This is a genomic window from Pseudomonas sp. NPDC089428 (assembly GCF_044749325.1).
Lineage (GTDB): Bacteria > Pseudomonadota > Gammaproteobacteria > Pseudomonadales > Pseudomonadaceae > Aquipseudomonas.
This window is the reverse complement of the sequence record NZ_JBIVHT010000006.1, coordinates 225,639-251,847: the sequence shown is the minus strand read 5'-3', so window position 1 is coordinate 251,847 and position 26,209 is coordinate 225,639. Positions and strand designations below refer to the sequence as shown.

26 protein-coding genes, 1 tRNA gene and 2 pseudogenes are annotated in these 26,209 nt (G+C 62.7%); 22 read left to right on the top strand and 7 right to left on the bottom strand.

Features of this window, described 5'->3' with window-relative positions:
• Nucleotides 1–112 precede the first annotated feature (112 nt).
• The 17 genes from ACIPZ5_RS14385 to ACIPZ5_RS14305 all read left to right on the top strand — a co-directional run bounded on the left by ACIPZ5_RS14385 (nucleotide 113) and on the right by ACIPZ5_RS14305 (nucleotide 13,040).
• Complete coding sequence (locus tag ACIPZ5_RS14385) at nucleotides 113–439, top strand: ribbon-helix-helix domain-containing protein (RefSeq protein ID WP_313712051.1); 327 nt, start codon at nucleotides 113–115, stop codon at nucleotides 437–439.
• A gap of 92 nt (nucleotides 440–531) precedes the next feature.
• Nucleotides 532–753: an FmdB family zinc ribbon protein gene (locus ACIPZ5_RS14380; RefSeq protein ID WP_060478852.1), complete on the top strand. Its 222-nt coding sequence runs from the start codon at nucleotides 532–534 to the stop codon at nucleotides 751–753.
• A 94-nt stretch (nucleotides 754–847) separates the two neighbouring features.
• Nucleotides 848–2,623: an aspartate--tRNA ligase gene (aspS, locus tag ACIPZ5_RS14375; protein ID WP_343598627.1), complete on the top strand. Its 1,776-nt coding sequence runs from the start codon at nucleotides 848–850 to the stop codon at nucleotides 2,621–2,623.
• 109 nt (nucleotides 2,624–2,732) lie between these two features.
• Nucleotides 2,733–3,479 carry a YebC/PmpR family DNA-binding transcriptional regulator gene (locus ACIPZ5_RS14370; protein ID WP_261943007.1) on the top strand — a complete coding sequence of 249 codons (747 nt, stop codon included), beginning with the start codon at nucleotides 2,733–2,735 and terminating at the stop codon, nucleotides 3,477–3,479.
• Nucleotides 3,480–3,619: 140 nt separating this feature from the next.
• Nucleotides 3,620–4,144 carry a crossover junction endodeoxyribonuclease RuvC gene (gene ruvC, locus ACIPZ5_RS14365; protein WP_343598628.1) on the top strand — a complete coding sequence of 175 codons (525 nt, stop codon included), beginning with the start codon at nucleotides 3,620–3,622 and terminating at the stop codon, nucleotides 4,142–4,144.
• A 109-nt stretch (nucleotides 4,145–4,253) separates the two neighbouring features.
• On the top strand, nucleotides 4,254–4,871 hold the full coding sequence (gene ruvA, locus ACIPZ5_RS14360) for a Holliday junction branch migration protein RuvA (RefSeq protein WP_027919956.1): 618 nt from the start codon (nucleotides 4,254–4,256) through the stop codon (nucleotides 4,869–4,871).
• A complete protein-coding gene (gene ruvB, locus ACIPZ5_RS14355) occupies nucleotides 4,868–5,914 on the top strand; it encodes a Holliday junction branch migration DNA helicase RuvB (protein WP_085675673.1) in 1,047 nt (348 codons plus the stop codon). The genes ruvA and ruvB overlap by 4 nt, the downstream gene beginning before the upstream one ends.
• Before the next feature lie 124 nt (nucleotides 5,915–6,038).
• A complete protein-coding gene (gene ybgC, locus ACIPZ5_RS14350) occupies nucleotides 6,039–6,491 on the top strand; it encodes a tol-pal system-associated acyl-CoA thioesterase (protein WP_343598629.1) in 453 nt (150 codons plus the stop codon).
• Nucleotides 6,492–6,493: 2 nt separating this feature from the next.
• Entirely contained in the window at nucleotides 6,494–7,189 is a 696-nt protein-coding gene (gene tolQ / locus ACIPZ5_RS14345) for a protein TolQ (protein WP_054883398.1), read from the top strand.
• A gap of 14 nt (nucleotides 7,190–7,203) precedes the next feature.
• On the top strand, nucleotides 7,204–7,656 hold the full coding sequence (gene tolR / locus ACIPZ5_RS14340) for a protein TolR (RefSeq protein ID WP_008090221.1): 453 nt from the start codon (nucleotides 7,204–7,206) through the stop codon (nucleotides 7,654–7,656).
• On the top strand, nucleotides 7,656–8,732 hold the full coding sequence (gene tolA / locus ACIPZ5_RS14335; protein ID WP_085675676.1) for a cell envelope integrity protein TolA: 1,077 nt from the start codon (nucleotides 7,656–7,658) through the stop codon (nucleotides 8,730–8,732). Before tolR ends, tolA begins: the two co-directional genes overlap by 1 nt.
• Nucleotides 8,733–8,749: 17 nt before the next feature.
• On the top strand, nucleotides 8,750–10,030 hold the full coding sequence (gene tolB, locus ACIPZ5_RS14330) for a Tol-Pal system beta propeller repeat protein TolB (protein ID WP_152955760.1): 1,281 nt from the start codon (nucleotides 8,750–8,752) through the stop codon (nucleotides 10,028–10,030).
• A 55-nt stretch (nucleotides 10,031–10,085) separates the two neighbouring features.
• Nucleotides 10,086–10,583 (top strand): peptidoglycan-associated lipoprotein Pal, encoded by a 498-nt coding sequence (gene pal / locus ACIPZ5_RS14325; RefSeq protein WP_023381906.1) that lies wholly within the window; start codon nucleotides 10,086–10,088, stop codon nucleotides 10,581–10,583.
• 6 nt (nucleotides 10,584–10,589) lie between these two features.
• On the top strand, nucleotides 10,590–11,405 hold the full coding sequence (gene ybgF, locus ACIPZ5_RS14320; protein ID WP_110637196.1) for a tol-pal system protein YbgF: 816 nt from the start codon (nucleotides 10,590–10,592) through the stop codon (nucleotides 11,403–11,405).
• Between the two features lie 159 nt (nucleotides 11,406–11,564).
• Nucleotides 11,565–12,212, top strand: a complete 648-nt coding sequence (queE, locus tag ACIPZ5_RS14315; protein WP_261943010.1) for a 7-carboxy-7-deazaguanine synthase QueE — start codon at nucleotides 11,565–11,567, stop codon at nucleotides 12,210–12,212.
• Nucleotides 12,213–12,228: 16 nt separating this feature from the next.
• Nucleotides 12,229–12,903 carry a 7-cyano-7-deazaguanine synthase QueC gene (gene queC / locus ACIPZ5_RS14310; RefSeq protein WP_343598631.1) on the top strand — a complete coding sequence of 225 codons (675 nt, stop codon included), beginning with the start codon at nucleotides 12,229–12,231 and terminating at the stop codon, nucleotides 12,901–12,903.
• Between the two features lie 61 nt (nucleotides 12,904–12,964).
• A tRNA-Lys gene (locus ACIPZ5_RS14305) sits at nucleotides 12,965–13,040 on the top strand.
• A gap of 91 nt (nucleotides 13,041–13,131) precedes the next feature.
• On the opposite strand, the gene ACIPZ5_RS14300 is transcribed toward ACIPZ5_RS14305, so the two are convergent.
• The 4 genes and pseudogenes from ACIPZ5_RS14300 to ACIPZ5_RS14285 form a co-directional block, all read right to left on the bottom strand.
• Nucleotides 13,132–14,091, bottom strand: coding sequence for a cation diffusion facilitator family transporter (locus tag ACIPZ5_RS14300; RefSeq protein WP_261943012.1), 960 nt, complete (start codon nucleotides 14,089–14,091; stop codon nucleotides 13,132–13,134).
• A gap of 146 nt (nucleotides 14,092–14,237) precedes the next feature.
• Nucleotides 14,238–14,774, bottom strand: a pseudogene (locus tag ACIPZ5_RS14295) (methyl-accepting chemotaxis protein); the annotation flags it as partial.
• A 321-nt stretch (nucleotides 14,775–15,095) separates the two neighbouring features.
• Nucleotides 15,096–16,085 (bottom strand): annotated as a pseudogene (locus ACIPZ5_RS14290) (HAMP domain-containing protein); the annotation flags it as partial.
• 285 nt (nucleotides 16,086–16,370) lie between these two features.
• The gene (locus ACIPZ5_RS14285) at nucleotides 16,371–17,723 is read right to left on the bottom strand and encodes an APC family permease (RefSeq protein ID WP_261943014.1); all 1,353 of its coding nucleotides are present in this window, start codon (nucleotides 17,721–17,723) and stop codon (nucleotides 16,371–16,373) included.
• Nucleotides 17,724–18,198: 475 nt separating this feature from the next.
• Here ACIPZ5_RS14285 and ACIPZ5_RS14280 point away from each other — a divergent pair, with 475 nt between their 5' ends.
• Together ACIPZ5_RS14280 and nadA are read left to right on the top strand one after the other, a co-directional pair.
• A complete protein-coding gene (locus tag ACIPZ5_RS14280; protein ID WP_400809281.1) occupies nucleotides 18,199–19,710 on the top strand; it encodes a YdgA family protein in 1,512 nt (503 codons plus the stop codon).
• Between the two features lie 234 nt (nucleotides 19,711–19,944).
• Nucleotides 19,945–21,003, top strand: coding sequence for a quinolinate synthase NadA (gene nadA / locus ACIPZ5_RS14275; protein ID WP_261943016.1), 1,059 nt, complete (start codon nucleotides 19,945–19,947; stop codon nucleotides 21,001–21,003).
• Nucleotides 21,004–21,093: 90 nt separating this feature from the next.
• Here the strand turns inward: nadA and ACIPZ5_RS14270 are convergent, their stop codons facing one another.
• Complete coding sequence (locus tag ACIPZ5_RS14270; protein WP_400809279.1) at nucleotides 21,094–22,530, bottom strand: M48 family metalloprotease; 1,437 nt, start codon at nucleotides 22,528–22,530, stop codon at nucleotides 21,094–21,096.
• Between the two features lie 118 nt (nucleotides 22,531–22,648).
• Between ACIPZ5_RS14270 and ACIPZ5_RS14265 the strand changes: the two genes are divergently transcribed.
• Together ACIPZ5_RS14265 and ACIPZ5_RS14260 are read left to right on the top strand one after the other, a co-directional pair.
• Entirely contained in the window at nucleotides 22,649–22,888 is a 240-nt protein-coding gene (locus ACIPZ5_RS14265; RefSeq protein ID WP_012273752.1) for a sulfurtransferase TusA family protein, read from the top strand.
• Between the two features lie 19 nt (nucleotides 22,889–22,907).
• Complete coding sequence (locus ACIPZ5_RS14260) at nucleotides 22,908–23,978, top strand: AI-2E family transporter (RefSeq protein WP_085675684.1); 1,071 nt, start codon at nucleotides 22,908–22,910, stop codon at nucleotides 23,976–23,978.
• A gap of 34 nt (nucleotides 23,979–24,012) precedes the next feature.
• Here ACIPZ5_RS14260 and ACIPZ5_RS14255 read toward each other — a convergent pair whose 3' ends face one another.
• Nucleotides 24,013–24,486, bottom strand: a complete 474-nt coding sequence (locus ACIPZ5_RS14255) for a peroxiredoxin (protein ID WP_152954046.1) — start codon at nucleotides 24,484–24,486, stop codon at nucleotides 24,013–24,015.
• A gap of 11 nt (nucleotides 24,487–24,497) precedes the next feature.
• Complete coding sequence (locus tag ACIPZ5_RS14250; protein ID WP_013973793.1) at nucleotides 24,498–25,058, bottom strand: glycine cleavage system protein R; 561 nt, start codon at nucleotides 25,056–25,058, stop codon at nucleotides 24,498–24,500.
• A 260-nt stretch (nucleotides 25,059–25,318) separates the two neighbouring features.
• On the opposite strand from ACIPZ5_RS14250, the gene dapA reads away from it, so the two are divergent.
• The gene (gene dapA / locus ACIPZ5_RS14245) at nucleotides 25,319–26,206 is read left to right on the top strand and encodes a 4-hydroxy-tetrahydrodipicolinate synthase (RefSeq protein ID WP_261943020.1); all 888 of its coding nucleotides are present in this window, start codon (nucleotides 25,319–25,321) and stop codon (nucleotides 26,204–26,206) included.
• Nucleotides 26,207–26,209 lie beyond the last annotated feature (3 nt).

Here is a 26,209-nt window from a genome sequence, read left to right as displayed (position 1 = left end):
AATCCGTTCCAGCCGGGCCCTTTCGTTTGTGCAGGAAGGCTTTGCCGCTGCTTTGGGCGCCTCGCTCAGCGCTTCATTGAGCCCCAGTTGATTGAACTGAGGAAGTGGCGCGATGCAAGCAATCAAGCGTGCAGTGAGAGTGGGGCACTGGCCTGGCAAGCAGTGCATAGACCCGTTCAAGGCCGATTTCGACATGTTGCAGACTCAGCCCGTATCGCGTTCGGTGCGGTTGAATGGTTTTTCCACTTGCCTGCGCCTTGAGGCGGTGTATTGGGGTATCCTCGAGCAGATTGCCGCAGCGAACCAGTGTTCGGTCAGCGCCGTGCTGTCCTATGTCGATCGCGAAGTGCACCTGCGTCAGGGCGGGGTGCGCAACTTCAGCGGGCTGATCCGGGTGATCTGTGTTGCCTGGTTGCGTGATCCTCCGGGCGCACGCTGATCGCCCGGCGGGCTGCGCAGTGTCGGTTAACCATATATAATCCCGCTTTTTGCTGCCCCGGCAGCCAGCGTTGTGGTTGACGAGAGACGTTCATGCCCCTTTATGACTATCAATGTGCTTCCTGCGATCACCGGATGGAGGTGCTGCAGAAGATCAGCGCCTCGCCGCTGACCGACTGCCCGGCCTGTCAGGCGCCGGCATTGAAGAAACTGCTGTCGGTCCCCGGTTTCCGCCTGAGTGGCAACGGCTGGTACGAAACCGACTTCAAGACCGGGGCGAAAAAGAACCTGGCCGGCGGCGACAAGGCCGACTGAGTTGAATTGCAGTAGCCGGGTCTTGCAGTATTAGCCCTTCGGGCGGCCAAGGCCTCTAACGAACACACGAATCACGAGAAGCGAAACCACCATCATGATGCGCAGCCATTATTGCGGCCAACTGAACGAGAGCCTGGACGGCCAGGAAGTCACCCTTTGCGGCTGGGTCCATCGTCGCCGCGACCACGGCGGGGTGATCTTCCTCGACATCCGTGACCGCGAAGGCATGGCCCAGGTCGTGTTCGACCCGGATCGCGCCGAAACCTTCGCCGCCGCCGACCGCGTGCGCAGCGAGTACGTCGTGCAGATCACCGGCAAGGTGCGCAAGCGCCCGGAAGGCGCAGTGAACGCCAACATGGCGTCCGGCGCCATCGAGATCCTCGGCTACCAGCTGAACGTGCTCAACGAAGCGGAAACCCCGCCGTTCCCGCTGAACGAATACTCCGACGTCGGCGAGGAAACCCGCCTGCGCTACCGCTTCATCGACCTGCGTCGTCCGGAAATGGCCGACAAGCTGCGCCTGCGTTCGCGCATCACCAGCAGCATCCGTCGCTTCCTCGATGAAAACGGCTTCCTCGACGTCGAAACCCCGATCCTTACCCGTGCCACGCCGGAAGGCGCACGTGACTACCTGGTGCCGAGCCGTACCCACGCAGGCAGCTTCTTCGCCTTGCCGCAGTCGCCTCAGCTGTTCAAGCAGCTGCTAATGGTTGCCGGTTTCGACCGCTACTACCAGATCGCCAAGTGCTTCCGCGACGAAGACCTGCGTGCAGACCGCCAGCCGGAATTCACCCAGATCGACATCGAGACCAGCTTCCTCGACGAAGCCGAGATCATGGGCCTCACCGAGAGCATGATCCGCAAGCTGTTCAAGGAAGTGCTGGATCTGGAATTCGGCGAATTCCCGCACATGACCTTCGAAGAGGCCATGCGCCGCTACGGTTCCGACAAGCCTGACCTGCGTATCCCGCTGGAACTGGTCGACGTTGCCGACCAGCTGAAAGATGTCGACTTCAAGGTCTTCGCCGGCCCGGCCAACGATCCGAAGTGCCGCGTCACCGCCCTGCGCCTGCCAGGCGGCGCCAGCATGCCGCGCAGCAAGATCGACGAGTACACCAAGTTCGTCGGCATCTACGGTGCCAAGGGCCTGGCCTACATCAAGGTCAATGAGCGCGCCAAGGGCGTCGAAGGCCTGCAGTCGCCGATCGTCAAGAACATCCCTGAGGCCAACCTCAACACCATCCTCGACCGCGTAGGCGCTGTCGACGGTGACATCGTGTTCTTCGGTGCCGACAAGTTCAAGGTCGTCAGCGAAGCCCTGGGCGCGCTGCGTATCCGCCTGGGCCACGACTTCGAGCTGCTGACCTGCGAGTGGGCGCCGATGTGGGTCGTCGACTTCCCGATGTTCGAAGAAAACGAAGACGGCAGCTTCACCGCGCTGCACCACCCGTTCACGGCGCCGAAGTGCACCCCGGAAGAGCTTGAGGCCAACCCGGCCACGGCCCTGTCCCGTGCTTACGACATGGTCCTGAACGGTACCGAGCTCGGTGGCGGTTCGATCCGTATTCACCGCAAGGAGATGCAGCAAGCGGTATTCCGCCTGCTGGGCATCGAAGCGGCGGAACAGGAAGAGAAGTTCGGCTTCCTGCTCGACGCCCTGAAGTTCGGTGCACCGCCTCACGGTGGCCTGGCCTTCGGCCTGGACCGTCTGGTCATGCTGATGACCGGCGCCCAGTCGATCCGTGAAGTGATCGCCTTCCCGAAAACCCAGAGCGCCGCGTGCGTGATGACCCAGGCTCCTGGCATGGTCGACGCCAAGGCCCTGCGCGAGCTGCACATTCGTCTGCGCGAGCAGACCAAGGTCGAGTAATCGACCCCGGGCGCATCCCGGCGGGTGCGCCCCGGCGCTTCGGCGCAGTATTCCCATGTTCCGCCCTTCGGGGCGGAACCTGTTTCTGTTTCAAGGATTCGGAGTCGTTATGGCTGGTCATTCCAAGTGGGCGAACATCAAGCACCGCAAAGAGCGCCAGGATGCCAAGAGAGGCAAGATCTTCACCAAGTGGATCCGTGAGCTGACCGTCGCAGCCAAGCAAGGGGGCGCCGATCCAGGCTCCAACCCGCGCCTGCGTCTCGCGTTGGACAAGGCCCTGGGCGCCAACATGAGCCGCGACATCATCGATCGCGCCGTAGCCCGTGGTGCTGGCACCAACGAAAGCGACAACGTCGAAGAGCTCAGCTACGAAGGCTATGGTCCGGGTGGCGTGGCGATCATGGTCGAGGCCATGACCGACAACCGCAACCGGACCGCTGCCGCCGTGCGCCATGCCTTCACCAAGTGTGGTGGCAACCTCGGTACTGACGGCTCGGTAGCCTACCTGTTCGAGCGCAAGGGGCAGATCAGCTTCGCCCCGGGCATCGAGGAAGACGCCCTGATGGAAGCCGCGATGGAGGCCGATGCCGACGACGTGGTGGCCAACGACGATGGTTCGTTCGACGTTTTCACCTCGTTCAACAGCTTCTATGCCGTGCGTAACGCACTGGAAGAAGCTGGCTTCAAGGCCGCTGACGCGGAAATCGTCATGCAGCCGACCACCAGCGCCGAACTGGATCAGGAGGGCGCCGAGAAGGTGCTCAAGCTGATCGACATGCTCGAAGACCTGGATGATGTGCAGAACGTCTACTCCAATGCACAGATCTCCGACGAGATCATGGAAAAACTCGGCTAAGATTTTGCGCTTGGCTTACAGGGCCTATTCGCGGGCAAGCCCGCTCCCACAGGTATTGCGCCGGTTTCAAATGTGGTGCGGTCCCTGTGGGAGCGGGCTTGCCCGCGAATAGGCCGGTACATTTTGAACACGCAGGCGCTATGACTCTGATTCTTGGTATCGACCCCGGCTCGCGCATCACCGGCTACGGTGTGGTCCGCCAGACCGCTCGTGGTTGCGAGTACGTGGCGTCGGGCTGCATCCGCACTGGCAGTGGCGAGTTGCCCGAGCGGTTGCAGATCGTTTTTCGCGGTGTCAGCGATATCATCGCACAGCACGGCCCGGTGACCATGGGCATCGAGCGGGTGTTCATGGCGCGCAATGCCGACTCCGCGCTCAAGCTCGGCCAGGCTCGCGGCGCAGCCATCGTTGCTGCAGCCGAAGCCGGCCTGGAAATCGCTGAATACAGCGCCAGTCAGGTCAAGCAGGCTGTCGCCGGCAGCGGCGGGGCAAATAAGGAACAGGTGATGTTGATGGTGATGCACCTGCTCAAGTTGACCCAGAAGCCGCAGATCGACGCCTCCGACGCCCTGGCCATCGCCCTGTGCCATGCCCACACCCGGTCCAGCCTGGTGCCGCACGGCCTGTCCACGGCGCGGCGGCGTGGTGGCCGCTTGCGTCTGTAAGCGCTTCATGCGCTGATACACATTTTGTTCGGGTGAAACGTTCACCCGGTACATTTGCTGATAGGGTTGAGCGGTCTTCGACCAGCTCCCCGAGAGGAAGGATCGGAACGTGATTGGACGTTTGCGCGGCACCCTGGCGGAAAAACAGCCGCCGCACCTGATTATCGACGTCAACGGCGTGGGCTACGAGCTGGAAGTGCCGATGACCACCCTGTACCGCCTGCCCAAGGTCGGCGAGCCGGTGACTGTGCACACTCATCTGGTGGTGCGCGAGGATGCCCACCTGCTCTACGGCTTTGCCGAGAAGCGCGAGCGCGAGCTGTTCCGCGAGCTGATCCGCCTGAATGGCGTGGGGCCGAAGCTGGCGCTGGCGCTGATGTCCGGCCTGGAAGTGGACGAGCTGGTGCGCTGCGTGCAAGCCCAGGACGCCTCGGTTCTGGTGCGCGTGCCCGGTGTCGGCAAGAAAACCGCCGAGCGCCTGCTGGTCGAGCTGAAGGACCGCTTCAAGGCCTGGGAAACCTCCCCGGCCATGTTCACCCTGGTCTCCGATGGCCCACTGCCGGTGGCCAGCGAGTCTTCCGCCGAAGCCGATGCGGTCAGCGCTCTGGTGTCCTTGGGCTACAAGCCGCAGGAAGCGAGCAAGGCAATCGCCGCGATCAAGGACAAGGCCGGCCTGAGCAGCGAAGAGCTCATTCGTCGCAGCCTTAAAGGGATGATTACCAAGTGATCGAAGCCGACCGCCTGATCGCCGCCAATGGCCGCGACCGTGAAGAAGTCCAGGACCGTGCGATCCGCCCGTTGCGCCTGGACGAGTACATCGGCCAGCCGGTGGTGCGCGAGCAGATGGCGCTGTTCATCCAGGCGGCACGAGGGCGCGGTGAGTCGCTCGACCACACGCTGATCTTCGGCCCGCCCGGGCTGGGCAAGACCACCCTGGCCAATATCATCGCCCAGGAAATGGGCGTATCGGTCAAGAGTACTTCGGGGCCGATCCTCGAGCGGCCGGGCGACCTGGCGGCGATGCTGACCAACCTCGAACCGCACGACGTGCTGTTCATCGATGAAATTCACCGCTTGTCACCGGTAGTCGAGGAGGTGCTGTATCCGGCGATGGAGGACTTCCAGCTCGACATCATGATCGGCGAAGGCCCTGCGGCCCGGTCGATCAAGCTCGACCTGCCGCCGTTCACCCTGGTCGGCGCCACCACCCGCGCCGGGATGCTCACCAACCCGTTGCGTGACCGCTTCGGTATCGTCCAGCGCCTGGAGTTCTACAGCGACAAGGACCTGGCGACCATCGTCAGTCGTTCGGCCAACATTCTTGGCCTGGCCATCGAGGACCACGGCGCCTACGAGATCGCCCGTCGTGCCCGCGGCACGCCACGAATCGCCAACCGCCTGCTGCGCCGCGTGCGCGACTATGCCGAGGTACGCGGCAAGGGCCAGATCACCAAGGCCGTGGCCGACATGGCGCTGAACCTGCTGGACGTCGATGAACGCGGTTTCGACCATTCCGACCGCCGCCTGCTGTTGACCATGATCGAGAAGTTCGACGGGGGGCCGGTGGGCGTGGACAACCTGGCTGCGGCCATCAGCGAAGAGCGCCATACCATCGAGGATGTGCTCGAGCCCTACCTGATCCAGCAGGGGTACATCATGCGCACGCCGCGCGGTCGCGTGGTTACCCGGCACGCCTACCTGCACTTTGGCTTGAATGTGCCCGGCAGCCTGGGCGGTGCGGGTGAATTTTCCGAGCCAGGCGATGAATGACAGATCAAAACCGGCTTTTCGTGGTCCTACCGCTGGCATGCCGATGGCGCGCTGGCAATTCGACATTAATGAAGAAAAACAGTTGCCGCTGCGGATTGGCAAGCTGAGGAGTAAGCACTAGAGTATGCGCGCGCAAAATGGCCTGGAACCGTTCGCACACCGTTGTCGTGTCTATTACGAGGATACCGATGCCGGTGGTGTGGTGTATTACGTCAATTACCTGAAATTCATGGAGCGCGCGCGCACCGAGCGCCTGCGGCATCTGGGTTTTTCCCAGGCGCAACTGGCCGAGGACAACCTGCTGTTCGTGGTTCACTCCAGCGAGGCCCGCTATCACGCGCCGGCACGCCTGGACGACCAGCTGAGGGTTACCGCGCAAGTACTTGAACTCAATCGCGCCAGCTTGCGCTTCGTGCAGCAGGTCTGGCGGGAAAAGGATGAAACGCTGCTCTGCGAGGGGCAGTTCCTGGTGGCCGCCGTGCGCGCCGACACTTTCAAACCCCGAGCCATACCCCCGGAGCTGCGCGACGCCTTTGTGGCGGACGGCTCGGGTAATCAATCGAACGCAGGAGAATAAGCGTGGAAGCTAACGTCGTCGACCATACCTCCATGTGGAGTCTGGTCAGCAATGCCAGCGTGGTGGTACAGCTGGTAATGCTGACCCTGGTGGCCGCCTCGGTCACCTCATGGATCATGATCTTCCAGCGCAGCACCATGCTGCGCGCCGGTCGTCGTGCGCTGGATGCCTTCGAGGAGCGCTTCTGGTCGGGTATCGACCTGTCCAAGCTGTATCGTCAGGCGGGCAGCAACCCGGACCCGGATTCCGGTGTGGAGCAGGTCTTCCGTGCCGGCTTCAAGGAGTTCTCGCGCCTGCGCCAGCAGCAGGGTGTAGACCCGGACGCGGTCATGGAGGGCGTGGCGCGTGCGATGCGCGTGGCCATCTCGCGTGAAGAAGAAAAACTCGAGCAGAGCCTGCCGTTCCTCGCCACCGTCGGTTCGACCAGTCCGTACATCGGCCTGTTCGGTACCGTATGGGGCATCATGAACTCGTTCCGCGGCCTGGCCAGTGCCCAGCAAGCCACCCTGGCCACCGTTGCCCCAGGTATCGCCGAGGCGCTGGTCGCCACCGCCATCGGCCTGTTCGCGGCTATCCCGGCGGTCATTGCCTACAACCGTTTTGCGGCGCGTAGCGAAGTGCTGATCGGCCGTTACTACACCTTCGCCGACGAGTTCCAGGCGATCCTGCACCGTAAAGTGCACACCAGCGAAGAGTAATCAGGTAGAAGCCCATGGCCCGAGTTCGCCACAAACGCAAGCCCGTCGCCGAGATGAACGTGGTGCCCTACATCGACGTGATGCTGGTGCTGCTGGTCATCTTCATGGTGACGGCGCCCATGCTCAACCAGGGCGTGAAGGTCGACCTGCCCAAGGTTTCCAGCGAAGCCTTGCCGCAGGACAACAACGTCCAGATCCTCACCATCTCCATAAAGGCCGACAAGACCTACTACTGGAACCTCGGCAGCGAAGTCGATACCGACAAGCAGATGGACAAGGCCATGACCTTGCCGGACATGACCAGCGCAGTGACCAAAATCATTGCCGCCGGTCGCGACCAGGGCAAGCAGACCCAGGTCTTCATTCGTGGCGACAAGGCTGTCGACTACGGCGCCGTCATGGGCGCCATGGGCGGGTTGCAGAAGGCCGGTGTCGGTAACGTTGGCCTGATTACCGAGGCGCCCTGATGCAACAGCGAGAGCCATCCGCCTCGGAAAGCTACTTCTGGCCCAGTGTCTGGGCCATCGGCCTGCATGTGCTGGTGTTCGCGCTGCTGTTCGTCAGCTTTGCCATGACACCTGAACTGCCGCCTTCCAAGCCGATCGTTCAGGCTACCCTGTATCAGCTCAAGTCGAAGAGCCAGGCGACCACCCAGACCAATCAGAAGATTGCCGGGGAAGCGAAGAAAACCGCCTCGCGCCAGACCGAAGTCGAGCAGTTGGAGCAGAAGAAGGTCGAGCAGGAGGCCATCAAGGCCGCGGAACAAAAGAAAGCCGACGCCGCTCAAAAGGCTGAAGAAGCACGCGAAGCCGCCGAGGCCAAGAAGGCCGAGGAAGCTGCGAAGGCTGCCGAAGCCAAGAAAGCCGCCGAGTCCAAGAAAGCCGAAGAGGCGAAGAAGGCCGCCGAGAAGCAGCAGGCGGACATCGCCAAGAAGAAGGCCGAGGAAGAGGCGAAGAAGCAGGCCGAGGAAGAAGCCAAGAAAAAGGCAGCCGAGGAGGCCAAGAAGCAGGCCGCCGAGGACGCGAAGAAAAAAGCAGCCGAGGACGCCAAGAAGAAAGCGGCGGCCGAGGAAGCGAAGAAGAAGGCAGCTGAAGAGGCCAAGAAAAAGGCCGCTGCAGATGCTCAGAAGAAGAAAGCACAGGAAGCGGCCCGCAAGTCGGCGGAAGACAAGAAAGCCCAGGCCCTGGCCGAGCTGTTGTCCGACACCACTGAGCGGCAGCAGGCCTTGGCTGACGAGCAGGGTGACCAGGTGGCCGGCGACTTCGACGACCTGATCCGTATGCGCGCGGCCGAGGGTTGGGCGCGTCCGCCTTCCGCGCGTAAAGGCATGACGGTGACCCTGCAGGTCAACATGTTGCCGGATGGCACCGTCACCGGTGTCAGCGTGATCAAGTCCAGTGGCGACGGTCCGTTCGACAGTTCGGCGGTGGCTGCAGTGAAGAACATTGGTCGTTTGACCGAGATGCAGGGTATGAAGCCGAGCGATTTCAACCGATATCGTTCGTTCAAGATGACATTTACACCTGAGGATCTAGCGTTGTGATTAAACTCCTTCGAGGAATGCTGGTCATGCTCTGCTGCGTGGCTGGCATGGCCATGGCAGAGGAAAAGAACATCCTGGTCACCAGCGGCAGCGATCGGGCCACGCCCATCGCGGTAGTGCCGTTCGGTCTGCAGGGTGGCAGCGTGCTGCCAGAAGACATGGCCGACATCATCGGCAACGACCTGCGCAACTCGGGCTACTATTCGCCGATTCCGCGCCAGAACATGATCAGCCAGCCTACCCAGGCCAGCGAAGTCATCTTCCGTGACTGGAAAGCGCTGGGTGCCCAGTACGTGATGGTCGGCAGCATCGTGCCGTCGGGCGGTCGCCTGCAGGTGCAGTACGCGCTGTTCAACGTCGCCACCGAGCAGCAAGTGCTGACCGGCAGCGTGGCGGGCAGCACCGACCAGCTGCGCGACATGGCGCACTACATTGCCGACCAGTCGTTCGAAAAGCTCACTGGCATCAAGGGTGCGTTCTCGACCCGCATGCTGTACGTGACGGCCGAGCGCTTCTCCACCAACAACACCCGCTACACCCTGCAGCGTTCGGACTACGACGGTGCCCGTGCGGTGACCCTGCTGCAGTCGCGTGAGCCGATCCTGTCGCCACGCTTCGCGCCAGATGGCAAGCGTATCGCCTACGTTTCGTTCGAGCAGAAGCGCCCGCGCATCTTCGTGCAGAACATCGATACCGGCCGCCGCGAGCAGGTGACCAACTTCGAGGGCCTGAACGGCGCACCTGCCTGGTCGCCTGATGGTTCGCGCCTGGCGTTCGTGCTGTCCAAGGACGGCAACCCGGACATCTACGTGATGAACGTGGCCTCGCGCCAGATCAGCCGCGTTACCGCTGGCCCGGGCATCAACACCGAACCGTTCTGGGGCAAGGATGGCAACACCCTGTACTTCACCTCCGACCGTGGCGGCAAGCCACAGATCTACAAGCAGTCGGTCAGCGGTGGTGGTGCCGAGCGTGTGACGTTCGTGGGTAACTACAACGCCAACCCGAAACTGTCTGCGGACGAAAAGACCCTGGTGATGATCCATCGCCAGCAAGGTTTCACCAACTTCAAAGTGGCGGCACAGGACTTGCAGCGCGGAAGTGTAAAGATTCTCTCGGAAACGAGTCTTGATGAGTCGCCCACTGTTGCGCCTAACGGCACCATGCTAATCTACGCCACCCGCCAGCAGGGCCGGGGAGTCTTGATGCTCGTGTCGCTTAACGGCCGTGTGAGGCTCCCACTTCCTACCGCTCAAGGCGAAGTCAGAGAACCGTCCTGGTCCCCTTACCTGAACTGATTGCGGCGTAATACGTTTTTGCTTAACACACTGGGGTTTCATTAGGAGTTTCACGATGGAAATGCTGAAGTTTGGTAAATTTGCTGCGCTGGCTCTGGCCATGGCCGTAGCTGTAGGTTGCTCCTCGAAAGGCGGTGACAACGCTGGTGAAGGCGCTGTTGACCCGAACGCTGGCTACGGTGCCAACACTGGCGCTGTTGACGGCTCCCTGAGCGAAGAAGCTGCCCTGCGCGCAATCACCACCTTCTACTTCGAATACGACAGCTCGGACCTGAAGCCAGAAGCCATGCGCGCTCTGGACGTTCACGCCAAGGACCTGAAGGCCAACGGCAACCGTGTTGTTCTGGAAGGCAACACCGACGAGCGCGGCACCCGCGAGTACAACATGGCTCTGGGTGAGCGTCGTGCGAAAGCCGTTCAGCGCTACCTGGTTCTGCAGGGCGTTTCCCCTGCTCAGCTGGAACTGGTCTCCTACGGCGAAGAGCGTCCAGTTGCCACCGGCAACGACGAGCAGTCCTGGGCTCAGAACCGTCGCGTAGAACTGCGTAAGTAAGTTCTTATGCGTATGTGCCGTCGTGCTGTAACCGTCCTCGCACTCAGCCTTCCGCTTTCGGCGTGGGCTGCGGTTCCTGTAGTTGATGACAACGGGGGTGCTTACCCACCTTCCGGTTATGGCACGAGCGGCGCCTATGCCGGCGCAGGGGCTTCGACCCCTGCCTCGGCACAGGGCCAGCTGTTCATGCAGCTGCAACAGATGCAGGATCAACTTTCCCGTCAGCAAGGCATCATCGAAGAGCTGCAAAACGATGTGTCGCGCATGAAGCAGGAAAACCTGGAGCGTTACCAGGATCTTGATCGTCGCATCAACAGTGGTGGCGCGCCTGCCGCGACCCCCGACAATTCCTCCACCGGTGGTGCATCCAATGCCGCCGCCGGTGCAGCAGCAGGCGCCGCTGGCGCTGCTGCACAACAACCGGCCGCCAGCAGCGAGCCTGGTGATCCGGCGAAAGAAAAGCTCTATTACGACGCCGCTTTCGACCAGATCAAGCAGAAGGACTTCGATAAGGCCAGCCAGGCGTTCAACGCCTTCCTGCGCAAGTACCCGAACAGCCAGTACGCCGGCAACGCCCAGTACTGGTTGGGTGAGGTGAACCTGGCCAAGGGCGACCTGCCAGCCGCCAGCCAGGCATTCGCCCAGGTCAGCCAGAAGTACCCCAAGCACAGCAAGGTGCCAGATTCGCTGTACAAACTGGCTGACGTCGAGCGCCGCATGGGCCACACCGACAAGGTCAAGGGCATCCTGCAACAGGTCATCACCCAGTACCCCGGCACCTCCGCCGCGCAACTGGCGCAACGCGACCTGCAGAAGCTCTAAGTTGTACCTATGCAAGAAACCCGCGCCTGTCGCGGGTTTTTTCGTTAGAATCACTGCCCTTTTTTTATAAACACGCTGTAGCGGATAACGCCATGTCGAGTCCGCGACAGTGCCTGACGGAGGCGGACAGCCTGTTTAGCTGTCACGCCCGTGGCGAGCATGCAAGACACATTACGCATCACCGAAGTCTTTTACTCTTTGCAGGGTGAAACACGAACGGCTGGGCTGCCCACGGTTTTCGTGCGCCTGACCGGTTGCCCCCTGCGCTGCCAGTATTGCGACAGCGCCTACGCCTTCACCGGCGGCACCCTGCGCACCCTCGATTCGATCCTTGAGCAGGTGGCCGGCTTCAAGCCGCGTTACGTCTGCGTCACCGGCGGCGAGCCCTTGGCCCAGCCGAACGCCTTGCCGCTGCTGCAGCGCCTGTGCGATGCCGGCTACGAGGTCTCGCTGGAAACCAGCGGCGCTCTCGATATTTCAGGCACCGATGTGCGCGTCAGCCGTGTGGTCGACCTCAAGACCCCAGGGTCGGAAGAGTCGCACCGCAACCGCTACGAGAACATCGAGCAGCTGACCCGCAACGACCAGGTCAAGTTCGTCATCTGTTCCCGCGAGGACTACGACTGGGCGGTGTCCAAGCTGATCCAGTACAACCTGGCCGAACGCGCTGGCGAGGTGCTGTTCTCGCCCAGCCATCATCAGGTGAGCGCCACCGACCTGGCCGACTGGATCGTCGCCGACAACCTGCCCGTGCGCTTCCAGCTGCAGCTGCACAAGCTGCTGTGGAACGACGAACCCGGACGTTGATTGAGGAGTGAAAGAGATGACTGAGAAACGCGCGGTAATCCTGCTGTCTGGCGGCCTCGATTCGGCCACGGTCGTAGCCATGGCCAAGGCCGAAGGCTACAGCTGCTACACCATGAGCTTCGACTACGGCCAGCGCCATCGTGCCGAGCTGAATGCCGCTGCCCGCGTCGCCCGCGACCTGGGCGTGGTCGAGCACAAGGTCATTGGCCTCAACCTCGATGGCATTGGCGGCTCGGCCCTGACCGACAGCAGCATCGATGTGCCGGAGACTCCGGGCGAGGGCATTCCGGTGACCTACGTGCCGGCCCGCAACACCGTGTTCCTCTCGCTGGCGCTGGGTTGGGCGGAAGTGCTGGAAGCCCGTGACATCTTCATCGGCGTCAACGCCGTGGACTATTCCGGCTACCCGGATTGCCGCCCGGAGTTCGTCGAGGCGTTCGAGCGCATGGCCAACCTGGCCACCAAGGCTGGCGTCGAAGGGCAGGGTTTCCGCATCCAGGCGCCGCTGCAGAACATGAGCAAGGCGCAGATCGTGCAGGCGGGTATCGCCCGCGGCGTGGACTACAGCCTGACGGTTTCCTGCTATCAGGCCAACGATGAAGGCCAGGCGTGCGGCAAATGCGACAGTTGCCGCTTGCGCGCTGATGGTTTCAAGGCGGCAGGTGTGCAAGACCCGACTCGGTACTTTTGACAAAAGGTTGGCTCAGGTATTGATTTCCCGTTAGAAATCAGTATTATACGCGCCATCCAACGGGTCGTTAGCTCAGTTGGTAGAGCAGTTGGCTTTTAACCAATTGGTCGTAGGTTCGAATCCTACACGACCCACCATATGCAGCAAGGCAAAGCCCGCTACCAGAAATGGTCGCGGGCTTTGTCGTTTATGGCTGGCTGGTAAGGGCGCGCAGGGCGCCCCTCCTGATTATTCAGCCCACTCAGGATCCCCGGTAAACACCACGGTAATCCAGCGATCCGGCCCTTCGCCGCCTACCGCGTCGCCGATCTCATTGCGCCACGCATCCCATTCATCGATGGTCTTCGCAGCCATGGTCTTCGGCACGATGAAATACAGCTCGATCTCCCGCGAGCGCCCGACCTTGGCCACATAGGCCCTGTACGATTGCAGACCGTGGCGCGCCACGAATGCGCGCGCCACTTCGTCCACGTGCAGCTTCAGGTCGCCAGGTGTCACCAGGAAGATTTCCGACAACGCCTGGCGCACGACCGACAGCGGCAGCGGAATGATCACCAGGCACACCAATGCCAGTACTGCCGGGTCGATGTACGGCGATACCCACTCCCATTGCGTGCCCTGCACCGCGTAGCCGAAGCAGAAGGCAATCAACAGGGCGGCGGTGATGCTGGCCGACATCACCCAGCCTTTCACGTCCATGCGCACGAAGTCCGACTTCAGTTTGCGGTTGGCGCGGTTCTCGACCACGGCGATGGTGGCGCAGGCGATCACGGTCAGCAGCGCGTAGACCATGGCGATGCCGAACTCCAGGTGCCGGCCGCCTTGCAGCAGGCTGCTGACGGCGTTGATCAACGCGTAGATGGCGACGCCGCTGAGCAGGATGCCATTGAGTGCCAGCACCATCGGTTCCAGGTGCCAGAAGCCCATGGTGAAGCGCTCACGCAGCTTGCGCGAGAGTTGCAGGCTGGTGGCGTGCGAAGTGATCAGTTTGACCACCACCAGCGACAGGCCGCTCATGCTGGCGTCGACCAGCGAATAGACACCGTCGAAGACGATCGAGAACGAGCCGGAGGCCAGGCCGAAGCCGATGCCGATGGTGGCGATGAACAGGGTGACGGCGATCGAGGTGCGTAACAGGCCCTGTTCGCTCGTTATATCGAAGAAAGAAGATCGGGGTGTGGTTTGCATAACTTGAACTCAGTGTGACGATTTTGCTTTTTGGGGCCTGTGCCGGCCTCTTCGCGGGAAAGCCCGCTCCCACAGAGATATCACAAGCCTCAAGTGCTGCACGGTACCTGTGGGAGCGGGCTTGCCCGCGAAGAAGCCCTTACAGGCTAGACGCGAAACTGTTCCATCAATGCCTGTTGCTGGTTGGCCAACCGATTGAGGGCCTGGCTGATCCGTGCCGACTCATCGGCCTGGCCCGATAGCGACTCGGTCACGTCGCGAATCCCGGCCACGTTGCGGTTCACTTCCTCGGCCACCGCACTCTGCTCCTCAGCTGCCGAGGCAATCTGCAGGTTCATGTCGCTGATCACCGCCACGGCCTCGCCAATGCGCTCCAGCGCCGGCAGCGCCTGCTCCATGCGGGTGGCGCTGGCCTGGGCCTGGCGCTGGCCTTCATGCATGGCGCCGACCACGTCCTGGGTGCCTTGCTGCAGCCCTTCGATCACCTGGCGAATCTCTTCCACCGACACTTGCGTGCGCTGGGCCAGGCTGCGCACTTCGTCGGCGACCACGGCAAAGCCACGCCCGGCCTCGCCTGCGCGGGCGGCTTCGATGGCGGCGTTGAGTGCCAGCAGGTTGGTCTGCTCGGCAATCGCGCGGATCACGTCCAGCACCGAGCCGATCTGCTCGCTGCGCTGCTCCAGCGCGCGGGCCTCGTCCATGGCGACGTCCATGCCGGTTGCCAGCTGGTCGATGGTCTGGCGGGTACTGGCGATCAGCTGCAGGCCCTCACGGCTGGCCTGGTCGGCACCGCGTGCGGCCTGAGCCGCCTGTGCAGCGTTGTGGGCAACGTCCTGGGCGGTGGCGCTCATTTCGTTGGCGGCGGTGGCGACCTGTTCGATTTCCCGCTGCTGCTGTTGCATGCCATTGCTGGTCTGGCTGGCGATGGCGGCGGACTGGTCGGCGGTGCCGCGGGCCTCGAGCAGTGAGCCTTTGACCTGGGCGATCACCGGCTGCAGCTTGTCGAGGAAGCGGTTGAACCAGCCTGTCAGCTGGCCCAGTTCGTCCTGGCGGGCGTAGTCCAGGCGACGAGTCAGGTCGCCTTCGCCGCTGGCGATGTCTTCCAGGCGGGCGGCCACGGCGAGGATTGGCCGGGTAACGCCTCGGGCGGTCAGCCAGACCAGCAGCAGGCCGATGATCGCGGCGCCCAGGCCGATCAGCAGGCTGGTCAGGTTGGCGCTCTGGTTATGGGTATCCAGGCGCTGGTTGAGGGCCAAGGCTGGCGCTTGCAGCACTGCTTCCGGCAGTTCCAGTTGCACCTGCCAGGCGGTGGCGCCAGGAATGGGCGCGAACGGGCGTGTTACGCGCAGCATGCCCTGGTCTACCGCCTTGTCCAGCGGCTGGCCCAGCTTGCTGGCGTCACGACTGTGCCCGGCGAGCAGGCCGGCTGCGCTGACTATGCTGACCTGGCCTTGACCGTCGAACAGTTCCTGGCGGCCGTCCAGGCTCAGTTGCTGGAGGTTGTCCAGGCCAATGTCCAGGCCGACCACGCCGACGACCTTGCCGTTTTCCAGCAGCGGCAGGGCGATGCTGGTCATCAGCACCTGGTGACCATTGACCTCGTCGAGGTAGGGCTCGAGCATGCAGGCCCTGGCGGTTTCCTGCGGGCAGGTCAGCCAGCGATTCTTGGCCTGGCCATTGGTGCCGGGGCTGTTGTCGCCCAGCATCGACTCGGGCATCGCTTCCAGCTCCAGGGTGCCTGGGCGGGGTTGCGACCAGTACAGCGAGAAACGTCCGCTGTCGTTGCTGCCGCTGGTCTCCTGGCCAATGAACTGATTGTCCTGGTGGTCGAGTGCATTGGGCTGGAACACCAGGTACAGGCCGATCACGTCCGGGTTGCCGGCGAGGCTGGCGTGGGCCTGGCGGGTCAGTTCGCCACGCAGGTCGCTGACGCCCTTGGCCTTGAGCGCCTGCACCAGGCGGGCGAAGCCGTTGCCGTACTGGTAGGCGTCCATGAAGTAGCGCTGGATGCGCAGTGCCTGGGTTTCGGCGTGGGCCTGCAGGCGCAGGCGAGCACTGTGTTCGAGCATTTCGGAGCTGGCCTGGTTGACCAGCGCCGCGCTACGCCGCGACTGGGTCAGTGAGCTGGCGACCAGCAGGGCGACGATGGCCAGCAGGCACAGGCCGGTAAGCAGGGTGATCTTCCACTGGATGGAGAGGCGGCGCAGCGGCATGAGGACTTTCCTTATCGTTCAACAACAACGCCCGCGTTCAGGCGCGGGCGTTGTCGGTGGCTGGAGTCAATCAGCGACGTAGTTCGGTGGCGAGACCCGGAAGGCCTTGGTCAGCCAGGCCAGGTGCAGCAGCCCCGCCAGTGCCCAGAGGCCGCCGAAGATCAACGAATGCTCGTTCAGGTCAAGCCAGAGCTTGGCGATGATGCAGAAACCAATGGTCGGCAGGGCCAGGTACTTCACTTTGTTGGCCAGCCCCTGGCGATTGCCCTCACGCAGGTAGCAGTGACTGATCACCGACAGGTTGACGAAGCTGAAGGCTACCAGCGCGCCGAAGTTGATGATCGAGGTGGCGGTGACCAGGTCGAAGAAGATGGCCGAGAGGGCGATCACGCCGACCACGGCAATGTTCACGATCGGGGTCTTGTAGCGCGGATGCAGGCGGGCGAACACGCCGCTCGGGATCACATTGTCGCGGCCCATGACGTACAGCAGGCGCGACACGCTGGTCTGCGAGGCCAGGCCCGAGGCGATGGTGTTGATCACCGTGCAGGCGATGAAGATCGACTGGAACAGCTTGCCGCCGACATACAGGGCGATTTCCGGCAGCGCGGCTTCTGGGTCATGGAAGCGTGCGTTGGTCGGGAAGTAGGCCTGCATGAAGTACGACACGCCGATGAATACCACGCCGCCGATCAGGGCGGTGAGGAAGATCGCCCGCGGAATGATTTTGCCCGGATCCTTGGTTTCTTCGGACAGGCAGGTGACGGCGTCGAAGCCCAGGAACGAGAAGCACAGGATGGTTGCGCCGGCAGCCAGGGCGCTGAGCTGGGTCTGCGAGTCGGCGAACGGGGTCAGGCTCCAGGAGGTTCCCAGTCCCTCGCCCTGGTCCAGGCCGCGGATGCACAGGTAGATGAACACCGACATGATCATCAACTGCACAACCACGAACAGCAGGTTGAAATGCGCCACCAGGTTGATGCTGCGCATGTTGATCAGGCTGATCAGAGTAACGAAGCCAGCCACCCACATCCACGCCGGCACCTCGGGGAACATGGCCGAGAGGTAGAGCTTGGCGAGCAAGGCGTTGACCATGGGCAGCAAGAGGTAATCAAGCAGCGAAGACCAGCCGACCAGGAAGCCCACGTGCGGGTTGATGGCGCGTTGGGTATAGGTGTAGGCGGAACCGGACTGAGGGAAGCGGCGTACCAGCGTGCCGTAGCTCACGGCCGTGAACAGAACGCCGGCCAGGGCCAGCAGGTAGGCGCTGGGAACGTGGCCGGAGGTAACGCCGGACACGATGCCGAAAGTGTCGAACACGGTCATTGGCGTGAGGTACGCCAGACCGATGATGACCACGTGCCAGAGGCGCAGGGATTTACGGAATTGGCCGTTGCCGGTGGCGTTGTGGTCAGGCTGCATGCTGGTGTGGCTCCATGTTGTTCACCTTTTTTGTTTGGAGCAGAGATAGGCGCGGGCTAGGCGCCGACTTCAGGCCGGCAGTGCCGTGGCGAGGAGGTTGAAGCGTGCGGGCAGGGGCATCCGAGCATCATGACGGCGCGACTTTTTCTTCTTCGTGGATCGGGCGCTGGGCGAGGTGGTGAAAATAAAAAACGATTGGTAGGGAGGCGTCAAGTTAAACATGACAAGATGTTGCGAAATTGAAATATTTATCGGTTAAACGGCCTGAATGTTCGGTTTTTGCGCGTTTTTTTGCGGTTTCGATCGACTTGAATGTTCGTAAAAATTAACGATGGCCCTGATTGTCGGACAATTCCCAAATCCAGCCTTTCTGCCTTGACGTGGTCACCAGGTTTCATGGCGATGATATCCTTTTGCACCCCTTGCAGCCGATTGGCTGCAAAACTGCCCATATGGACATCGATCGGTTCTATTCATGAAGAAATCAGTAGGCATCCTTTCCGGCCTGGCCATCGCCATCGCCGTCGTGACCACCGCTGGCGCCTGGTACACCGGCAAGCAACTGCCTGGGGAGCTGGATAACGCCGTCAGCCGCAGCAACCAACAGCTCAAGAAAGCGCTGACCAACTATGGCGGCAGCATGACCGTCGAGCTGGTCTCGCTCGATCAGCATTTCTTCAGCAGCACTGCGCAGTACCGGCTCAAGGCCAAGGACATCAACCTCGGTCATGGCGAAGTGGTCAGTTTCGACCTCGGCATGACCGACCAGATCGAGCACGGCCCGTTCCCCTGGTCGCGGGTCAAGGCGCTGAAACTGGTGCCGGTGCTGGCGACGAGCAGCAGCAGCCTGCAGAAGGATGACCTCACTGCGCCGTGGTTCGCTGCGGCAGGCGAGCAGTCGCCTATCCGTGCGCATACCAGCCTGGGCTTTTCGGGCAACGTCGACAGCACCATCACCGTGGCGCCGCTCAAGCGCACTGAGGCCGATGGCAGCAGCCTGGACTTCTCGGGAATGTCGCTGCAGGTCAGTGGCGATCAGGAAGGCAAGGCGTCGAAGTTCCATGGCAGCGCCGATCGCTTCGTGATCAAGCTGGTCGGCGAGGACCACCCGCCGGCCACCCTCGAACTCTCGGGCCTGAAGGTCGGCGGCAACCTGGCGGCCAGCAAGCATGACGCCGTGTACGTCGGCAATGTCGACCTGCTGCTGGCCGAGGCCAAGGCGACCTTGGGTGACAAGCAGCAGGTGCTGGTGCTCAAGGGCCTTGAGCAGAACGTGCTGCAGACCCTGGATGGCCCGGATACCGTAGGTGGCCGCGTGGATTACCGGGTGGCGGACATCACCTGGGACGGCCGCGCAGTCGGTAACGCGCAGATGGGGGTGAGCATCAAGTCGCTCAATGCCCCGGCCTTGCAGTCGCTGTCGAAGTGGTACCAGGCCCACCTGCCGGAATTCGAGGCTGCCCAGGCTGCCGGCCAGCCGGTGCCGGAAATCCAGATGGATGAGGCGGAAAAAGCCAGGTTCCATGGCGACCTGCAACAATTGCTGGCTTCCAAGCCCAAGCTGGCGATCGAGAATCTGGCGTTGCGCACCGCCAATGGTGAGAGCCGTTTCGACTTGTCGATGGATTTTGCCAGCCCGTCCTCGTTCGACTTGCCGCCTGACCAGCTGAGCAGGCAGCTGATCACCGAGGTGAAAAGCAAACTGTCGTTGTCCAAGCCGATGATCGGTGACCTGGCGACGTTGCAGGCGCTACTCGATGGGCAGAGCGATGCCCAGGCGATTGCCGCGCAATCGAGCCAGGCCGGGGAGATGGTCGGCATGATGGCGCTGCAAAGCGGCATGGCCACCGTGCAGGGCAACGATGTGGTATCGAGCCTGCACTATGCCGATGGCATGGTTGACTTCAATGGCAAGAAAATGACCGTCGAAGAGTTCGCCATGCTGCTGGCGGCGCATTTTGCCGCGATGCAGCCACAGGAAGGCTGACCTTGCGAGGGGCGCCGGCCTGTTCGCGAGGTTGTCCGCGAAAAGGCCGGCGCCGGCTCTACAAAAACCACTTTAGAATTCCCTTGATTGTCTGTAGCCTTCGGCGTCCGATAATAATCCGCGCCCGCAGAGGGCCGTGGCGGCTTGCCTGCCGTCCGGCATCCTTAGCCGATCTGCCAGGGCCGGGTGATACACTCGATTTGACGCGCACGCGCGCCTGCAGGTCCAGCGATCATGACCCAGATTTCCGAACGCCTTTTGGTTCAGGCTCACCTTGACGCCAAGCAGCCCAACCCGCTGACCGCCGAGCAGGAGGCCGAATACCGTGCGGCCATTGCTGCCGAGCTGAAAGCGCAGAACGCCGTGCTGGTGGCTCACTACTACTGCGACCCGGTCATCCAGGCGCTGGCCGAAGAGACCGGCGGTTGCGTGTCCGACTCGCTGGAAATGGCCCGTTTCGGCAAGAACCACCCGGCCCAGACGGTGATCGTCGCCGGCGTGCGTTTCATGGGCGAAACCGCCAAGATCCTCACCCCTGAAAAGCGCGTGCTGATGCCGACCCTGGAGGCTACCTGCTCGCTCGACCTGGGCTGCCCGGTCGAAGAGTTCTCGGCCTTCTGCGACCAGCACCCGGAGCGCACCGTGGTGGTCTATGCCAACACCTCCGCCGCCGTGAAGGCGCGGGCCGACTGGGTCGTGACGTCGAGCTGCGCGCTGGAAATCGTCGAAAGCCTGATGGACAACGGTGAGACCATCATCTGGGGGCCAGACCAGCACCTGGGTCGTTACATTCAGAAGCAGACCGGTGCCGACATGCTGCTGTGGGACGGTGCCTGCATCGTTCACGAAGAGTTCAAGTCGCGCCAGCTGGCCGACATGAAGGCGCTGTATCCGGATGCTGCGATCCTGGTGCACCCGGAGTCACCGGAAGCAGTGATCGAGCTGGCCGACGCAGTGGGCTCCACCAGCCAGCTGATCAAGGCGGCGCAGACCCTGCCGAACAAGACCTTCATCGTCGCTACCGACCGCGGCATCTTCTACAAGATGCAGCAGCTGTGCCCGGACAAGGAATTCGTCGAAGCACCCACCGCCGGCAATGGCGCGGCGTGCCGCAGCTGCGCGCACTGCCCGTGGATGGCGATGAATACCCTGGAGCGGGTGCTCGACTGCCTGCGTAACGGCAGCAATGAAATCTTCGTCGACCCGGCGCTGGTGCCCAAGGCGATCAAGCCGCTGAACCGTATGCTGGACTTTACTCAGGCCGCTCGCCTGAAGCTCTCCGGTAACGCCTGACGCTAGACCGAGTGGTCCTCTTCGCGGGTAAACCCGCTCCTACAGGGGAATGCGATCCCTCTGGGAGCGGGTTTACCCGCGAAGAGGGCATCAGCGTCCCATCATTTCCTGAACCATGCGCCGCTGCTCCATGATCTCGCGCTGGCGCTGGTCGATCTGCGAAGCCAGCGGGAAGTTACTGCCCGCCCGACGTTTGGCGTAATCCAGCTGCTGGATCGCCTGGTCGAAATCCCCCACCAGCGTGAAGTATTCCGCGCGCGCCCGATGCAGGCCGATGGTGTTGCCTGACAACCCGCGCACTTCAGCCATGTCGTACCACACGTCCGGGTCGTCCGGCCGGCTCTTGAGCAGGTCGTCCAGCACCTTCTCGGCAGCGGCCGGCTTGTTCTGCTTCACCAGCAGGTCGGCACGCACCTGTTTCAGCGGATAGTTGCCCGGGTAAAGCCCCTGCATGCGCTCGGCGCGCTGCTGCGCATCGGCCAGGCGATTGTTGGTGATGTCCAGGTCAATCTGCGCGAGGTTGTAGGTGATGTCGTTGGGCGCCTTGGCCAGCAACGGCTTTAGGTTCTCCCGCGCTTCATTGAGCTGGCCGCCCTTGATCTGCGCCAGGGCCAGGCCATAGCGCGCAGCGTCCAGTTTCGGGTCTTCGTCGAGCTGGGCGCGGAAGCGCTTGGCCGCCAGGCCCGGCGTGCCCTCGTAGGTGAGTGCCACGCGGGCGCGGATCAGCTGGTAGCGCTGGCTGTCTTCGACACCGCCTTTGGGCGCCTGCTCGGCACGGTTGCGGGTGTCGGCGATACGCGATTCGGTTACCGGGTGAGTCAGCAGGAATTCTGGTGGTTTGGCGTCATAGCGGTACTGGCGCGCCAGGCGTTCGAACATGGTCGGCATGTTGCGCGGATCGTAGCCGGCCTTTTCCAGGTTCTGGATGCCGACGCGGTCAGCCTCTTGCTCGTTCTGCCGCGAGAAGCGCCGTTGCTCCTGGATCGCCGCAGCCTGGGTGCCGGCGATCATGCCAATGCCGGCATCGCCCGCGCCGCCTGCCGCCAGTACGATACCGGCCAGCAGTGCAGCCATCATCGGCAGCTGCATGCGCTGCTGGGCCTCGACGCCCCGGGCGAAGTGGCGTTGCGACAAGTGCGCCAGTTCGTGCGCCAGTACCGAGGCGTATTCACCTTCGGTCTGCGCGTTGAGGAACAGGCCGCCGTTGACCCCGACGATGCCGCCAGGCGCGGCAAAGGCGTTGAGCTCGCGGCTGTCGATGAGGATGAATTCCAGGCGCCGGTCCTGCAGCTGGCTGGTTTCGGCCAGGCGGTAGACGGTGGTTTCAACGTAGTCCTTGAGCTGCGGGTCGTTCAGCTGATTGACCTGGCCACGCAGCAGGCTCAGCCAGGCGCGACCGAGGTCGTGCTCCTGTTTTGGCGAGACGATCGCGGAGCTGGCATCGCCCAGTGACGGCAGGTCGTCGGCATGGCCGGGAAGGGCCATCAGGCAGGCCAGCGCCAGCAGGGTGGGGCGCAGTAGATTCATGCAGAAGCTCGCGTCGATCAAAAAGCCTTACTGTAGCCGGGTCGCGCGGAGCCGACCAGTGGCGGTATGCTACCGAGCTTTTCCCACGACTGTTCGCCCCGCTCTGGAGACGCGCCCGATGAGTGACACCCTGACCTGCGACGCCGAACTCGACGCCAGCGGGCTGAATTGCCCGCTGCCGCTGTTGAAGGCAAAGATGGAACTCAACCGCCTGGCCAGCGGGGCGGTACTGAAGGTGATTGCCACCGATGCGGGTTCGCAGCGCGACTTCCGCACTTTCGCCCAACTTGCCGGTCATACCCTGCTGCAAGAAACGGCCGAGGCCGGTACCTACACCTACTGGCTACGCAAGGCCTGAGCCAACCCAAGGATCGTCAATGTTCAAAGTGCTTCGCGACTGGATAGAGCGCTACTTCTCCGATGAGGAAGCAGTGGTGCTGGCGGTCTTGCTGTTCCTGGCCTTCACCGCGGTACTCACCCTCGGCGGCATGCTGGCGCCGGTGTTGGCGGGCATGGTCCTGGCGTTCCTGATGCAGGGCCTGGTCAACGCCCTGGAGCGCGTGCGGGTGCCGACCCGGCTGGCGGTGATGCTGGTTTTCGCCCTGTTCATGGGGGCGCTGGCGGTGTTCATGCTGGTGCTGGTGCCGCTGCTCTGGCATCAGCTGATCACGTTGTTCAACGAACTACCGGGGATGCTTGGCAAATGGCAGTCGCTGTTGCTGCTGCTGCCCGAGCGTTATCCGCACCTGGTGTCGGACGAGCAGGTGCTGCACGCGATCGAGTCGGTACGGGGTGAAATCGGCAAGTTTGGCCAATGGGCGCTGACCTTCTCGCTGTCGAGCCTGCCGCTGCTGGTCAACGCGATGATCTACCTGGTGCTGGTGCCGATCCTGGTGTTCTTCTTCCTCAAGGATCGCGAGCTGATCGGGCGCTGGGTCAGTGGCTACCTGCCGCGTCAGCGCACGTTGCTGAACCGGGTGGGCAGCGAGATGAACCGGCAGATCGCCAACTACATTCGTGGCAAGGGCATCGAGATCCTGATCTGCGGCATTGCCACCTACATCGCCTTCATAAGCCTGGGGCTCAATTACGCCGCGCTGCTGGCCCTGCTGGTGGGGTTGTCGGTGGTGGTGCCCTATGTGGGTGCAGTGGTGGTGACCGTGCCGGTGACGCTGATCGCGCTGTTCCAGTGGGGCTGGGGCGACCAGTTCATCTTCCTGATGACGGTGTACGCGATCATCCAGGCGCTGGATGGCAACGTACTGGTGCCGCTGCTGTTCTCCGAGGCGGTGAGCCTGCACCCGGTGGCGATCATCTGCGCGGTGTTGCTGTTTGGCGGCTTGTGGGGCTTCTGGGGGATCTTCTTCGCGATCCCGCTGGCGACCTTGATCAAGGCCGTGCTGGATGCCTGGCCCAGGCAGGAACCAAGCGTTTCACCGATGCTTTGATGTAGTTGGGGCTGCAAGGCAGCCCCAATCAATCTCAAGCCTTGTTCAGGGCCTGGGCTGCCGCCAGCACGGCATCCACATGCCCGGGCACTTTCACCCCGCGCCATTCCTGGCGCAGCACACCGTCCTTGTCGATCAGGAAGGTGCTGCGGTCGACGCCCATGTATTCCTTGCCATACAGCTTCTTCAGCTTGATCACGTCGAACAGCTGGCACAGGGCCTCGTCCTTGTCACTGATCAGCTCGAACGGGAAGGCCTGCTTGGCCTTGAAGTTTTCGTGCGACTTGATGCCATCGCGCGACACACCGAACACCACGGTGTTGGCGGCGGCAAAGGCGTCATGCTGGTCGCGGAAACCCTGGCCTTCGGTGGTGCAGCCCGGGGTGCTGTCCTTCGGGTAGAAGTACACCACCACCTGCTGGCCCTTGAGCTCGGCCAGGCTGACGGTCTGGCCGCTGGTGGCCTGGGCCTGGAAGTCGGCGACGGGTTGGTCGAGTGCTACAGCCATGGTCGGTTTCCTTACATGGGGTTTTGTGGACGCCATGGCTCGATCAGGGCGTCGAGGTTCAGGGCGTCGGCGAAGTCCAGGAACTGGTCGCGCAGCCAGCTGATCTGCGTGCCGGCCGGCAGGATCACGGTGAACTGGGCGTTGAGCATGCTGCTGCCGGTCTGCGGCGCCAGGTAGGTGTCGCAGGTCATGGCTTCGAGCTCGACGCGGTGGTCGAGGAAGAACTGGCACAGCTCGTTGATGATGTCCGGGCGATAGGCGGCGCTGACATAGGCCACGTAGGGCAGGGCCTGCGGGCGCACCTCCTGGTCGGCGCTGCGCACCACGTCGAGGGTCAGGCCGTGTTTTTTGCCCAGGCCCGGCAGCATGGCTTCGAGGCGGGCCAGGGCATCCCAGCTGCCGCCTACCTGCAGCACCAGGGCGCTGGTCTCGCCGTGGCGGCTCAGGCGCGAGGTGACCACCGCGCAGCGGTTTTCGAAGGCGGCGCGGCTGAGGACGTTGGCCAGCTCCATGGGGTTCGGGCCCAGGGCGCTGATGACAAGGAATTGTTCGCGGACGGTGGGGGTGGACATGCAGCATTCCTAAAGCGATGAGCGGTCGGTGCAGGACGTGCGAAAGCCTCCTGTCGGCAGGGCCCGGGGCTCGCATGCGAGGACGTGGACGCTGGCCGCGGAGCAGGGTCGACGGCCCGGCGGGCCGCGCTGCACCGATCAAAGGGTCAAGGGTAGCGAAATAAGGCGCCGAGGGGAATGCTCCGCCCGCCTGCTTCGCTTGTGCAAGGCCGATGCCCCCAGTACCATTACCGCTCTCTTTTTCCGGCAGGAGCAGTTACATGATTGCGGGCAGTATGGTGGCGTTGGTCACACCCATGGATGCACAAGGGCGTCTGGACTGGGTCAGCCTCGACAAACTTGTAGACTTCCACCTGGAAAACGGCACCCACGCGATCGTCGCAGTCGGCACCACCGGTGAGTCGGCCACGCTGGATGTCGAAGAGCACATCCTGGTCATCAAGCACGTGGTCGAGCGCGTCAAGCGCAGCAAAAAGCCGATCCCGGTGATCGCCGGCACCGGTGCGAACTCCACCACCGAAGCCGTGCACCTGACCCAGAACGCCAAGAATGCTGGCGCCGATGCGTGCCTGCTGGTAGTGCCGTACTACAACAAGCCGACCCAGGAAGGCCTGTACCAGCACTTCAAGCACATCGCCGAAGCCGTCGACATTCCGCAGATCCTCTACAACGTGCCTGGTCGCACGTCCTGCGACATGCAGGCCGACACCGTGATCCGCCTGTCGAAGGTCAAGAACATCATCGGCATCAAGGAAGCCACCGGCGACCTGGTCCGCGCCAAGGCCATCCTTGACGGCGTCGACAAGGACTTCATCGTCCTGTCCGGCGACGACCCGACCGCCGTCGAGCTGATCCTGATGGGCGGCAAGGGCAACATTTCGGTCACCGCCAACGTCGCCCCGCGCGAAATGGCCGACCTGTGCGAGGCCGCCCTTGAGGGCAATGCCGAGAAGGCCCGCGCAATCAACGAAAAACTCATGCCACTGCACAAAGACCTGTTCTGCGAAGCCAACCCGATCCCTGTGAAGTGGGCGCTGGTGGAAATGGGCCTGATGCACAAAGGCATTCGCCTGCCGCTGACCTGGCTGAGCGAAGGTTGCCACGAAAAAGTCCGTACTGCCTTGCGCCAGTCCGGCGTACTGGTTTAAGAG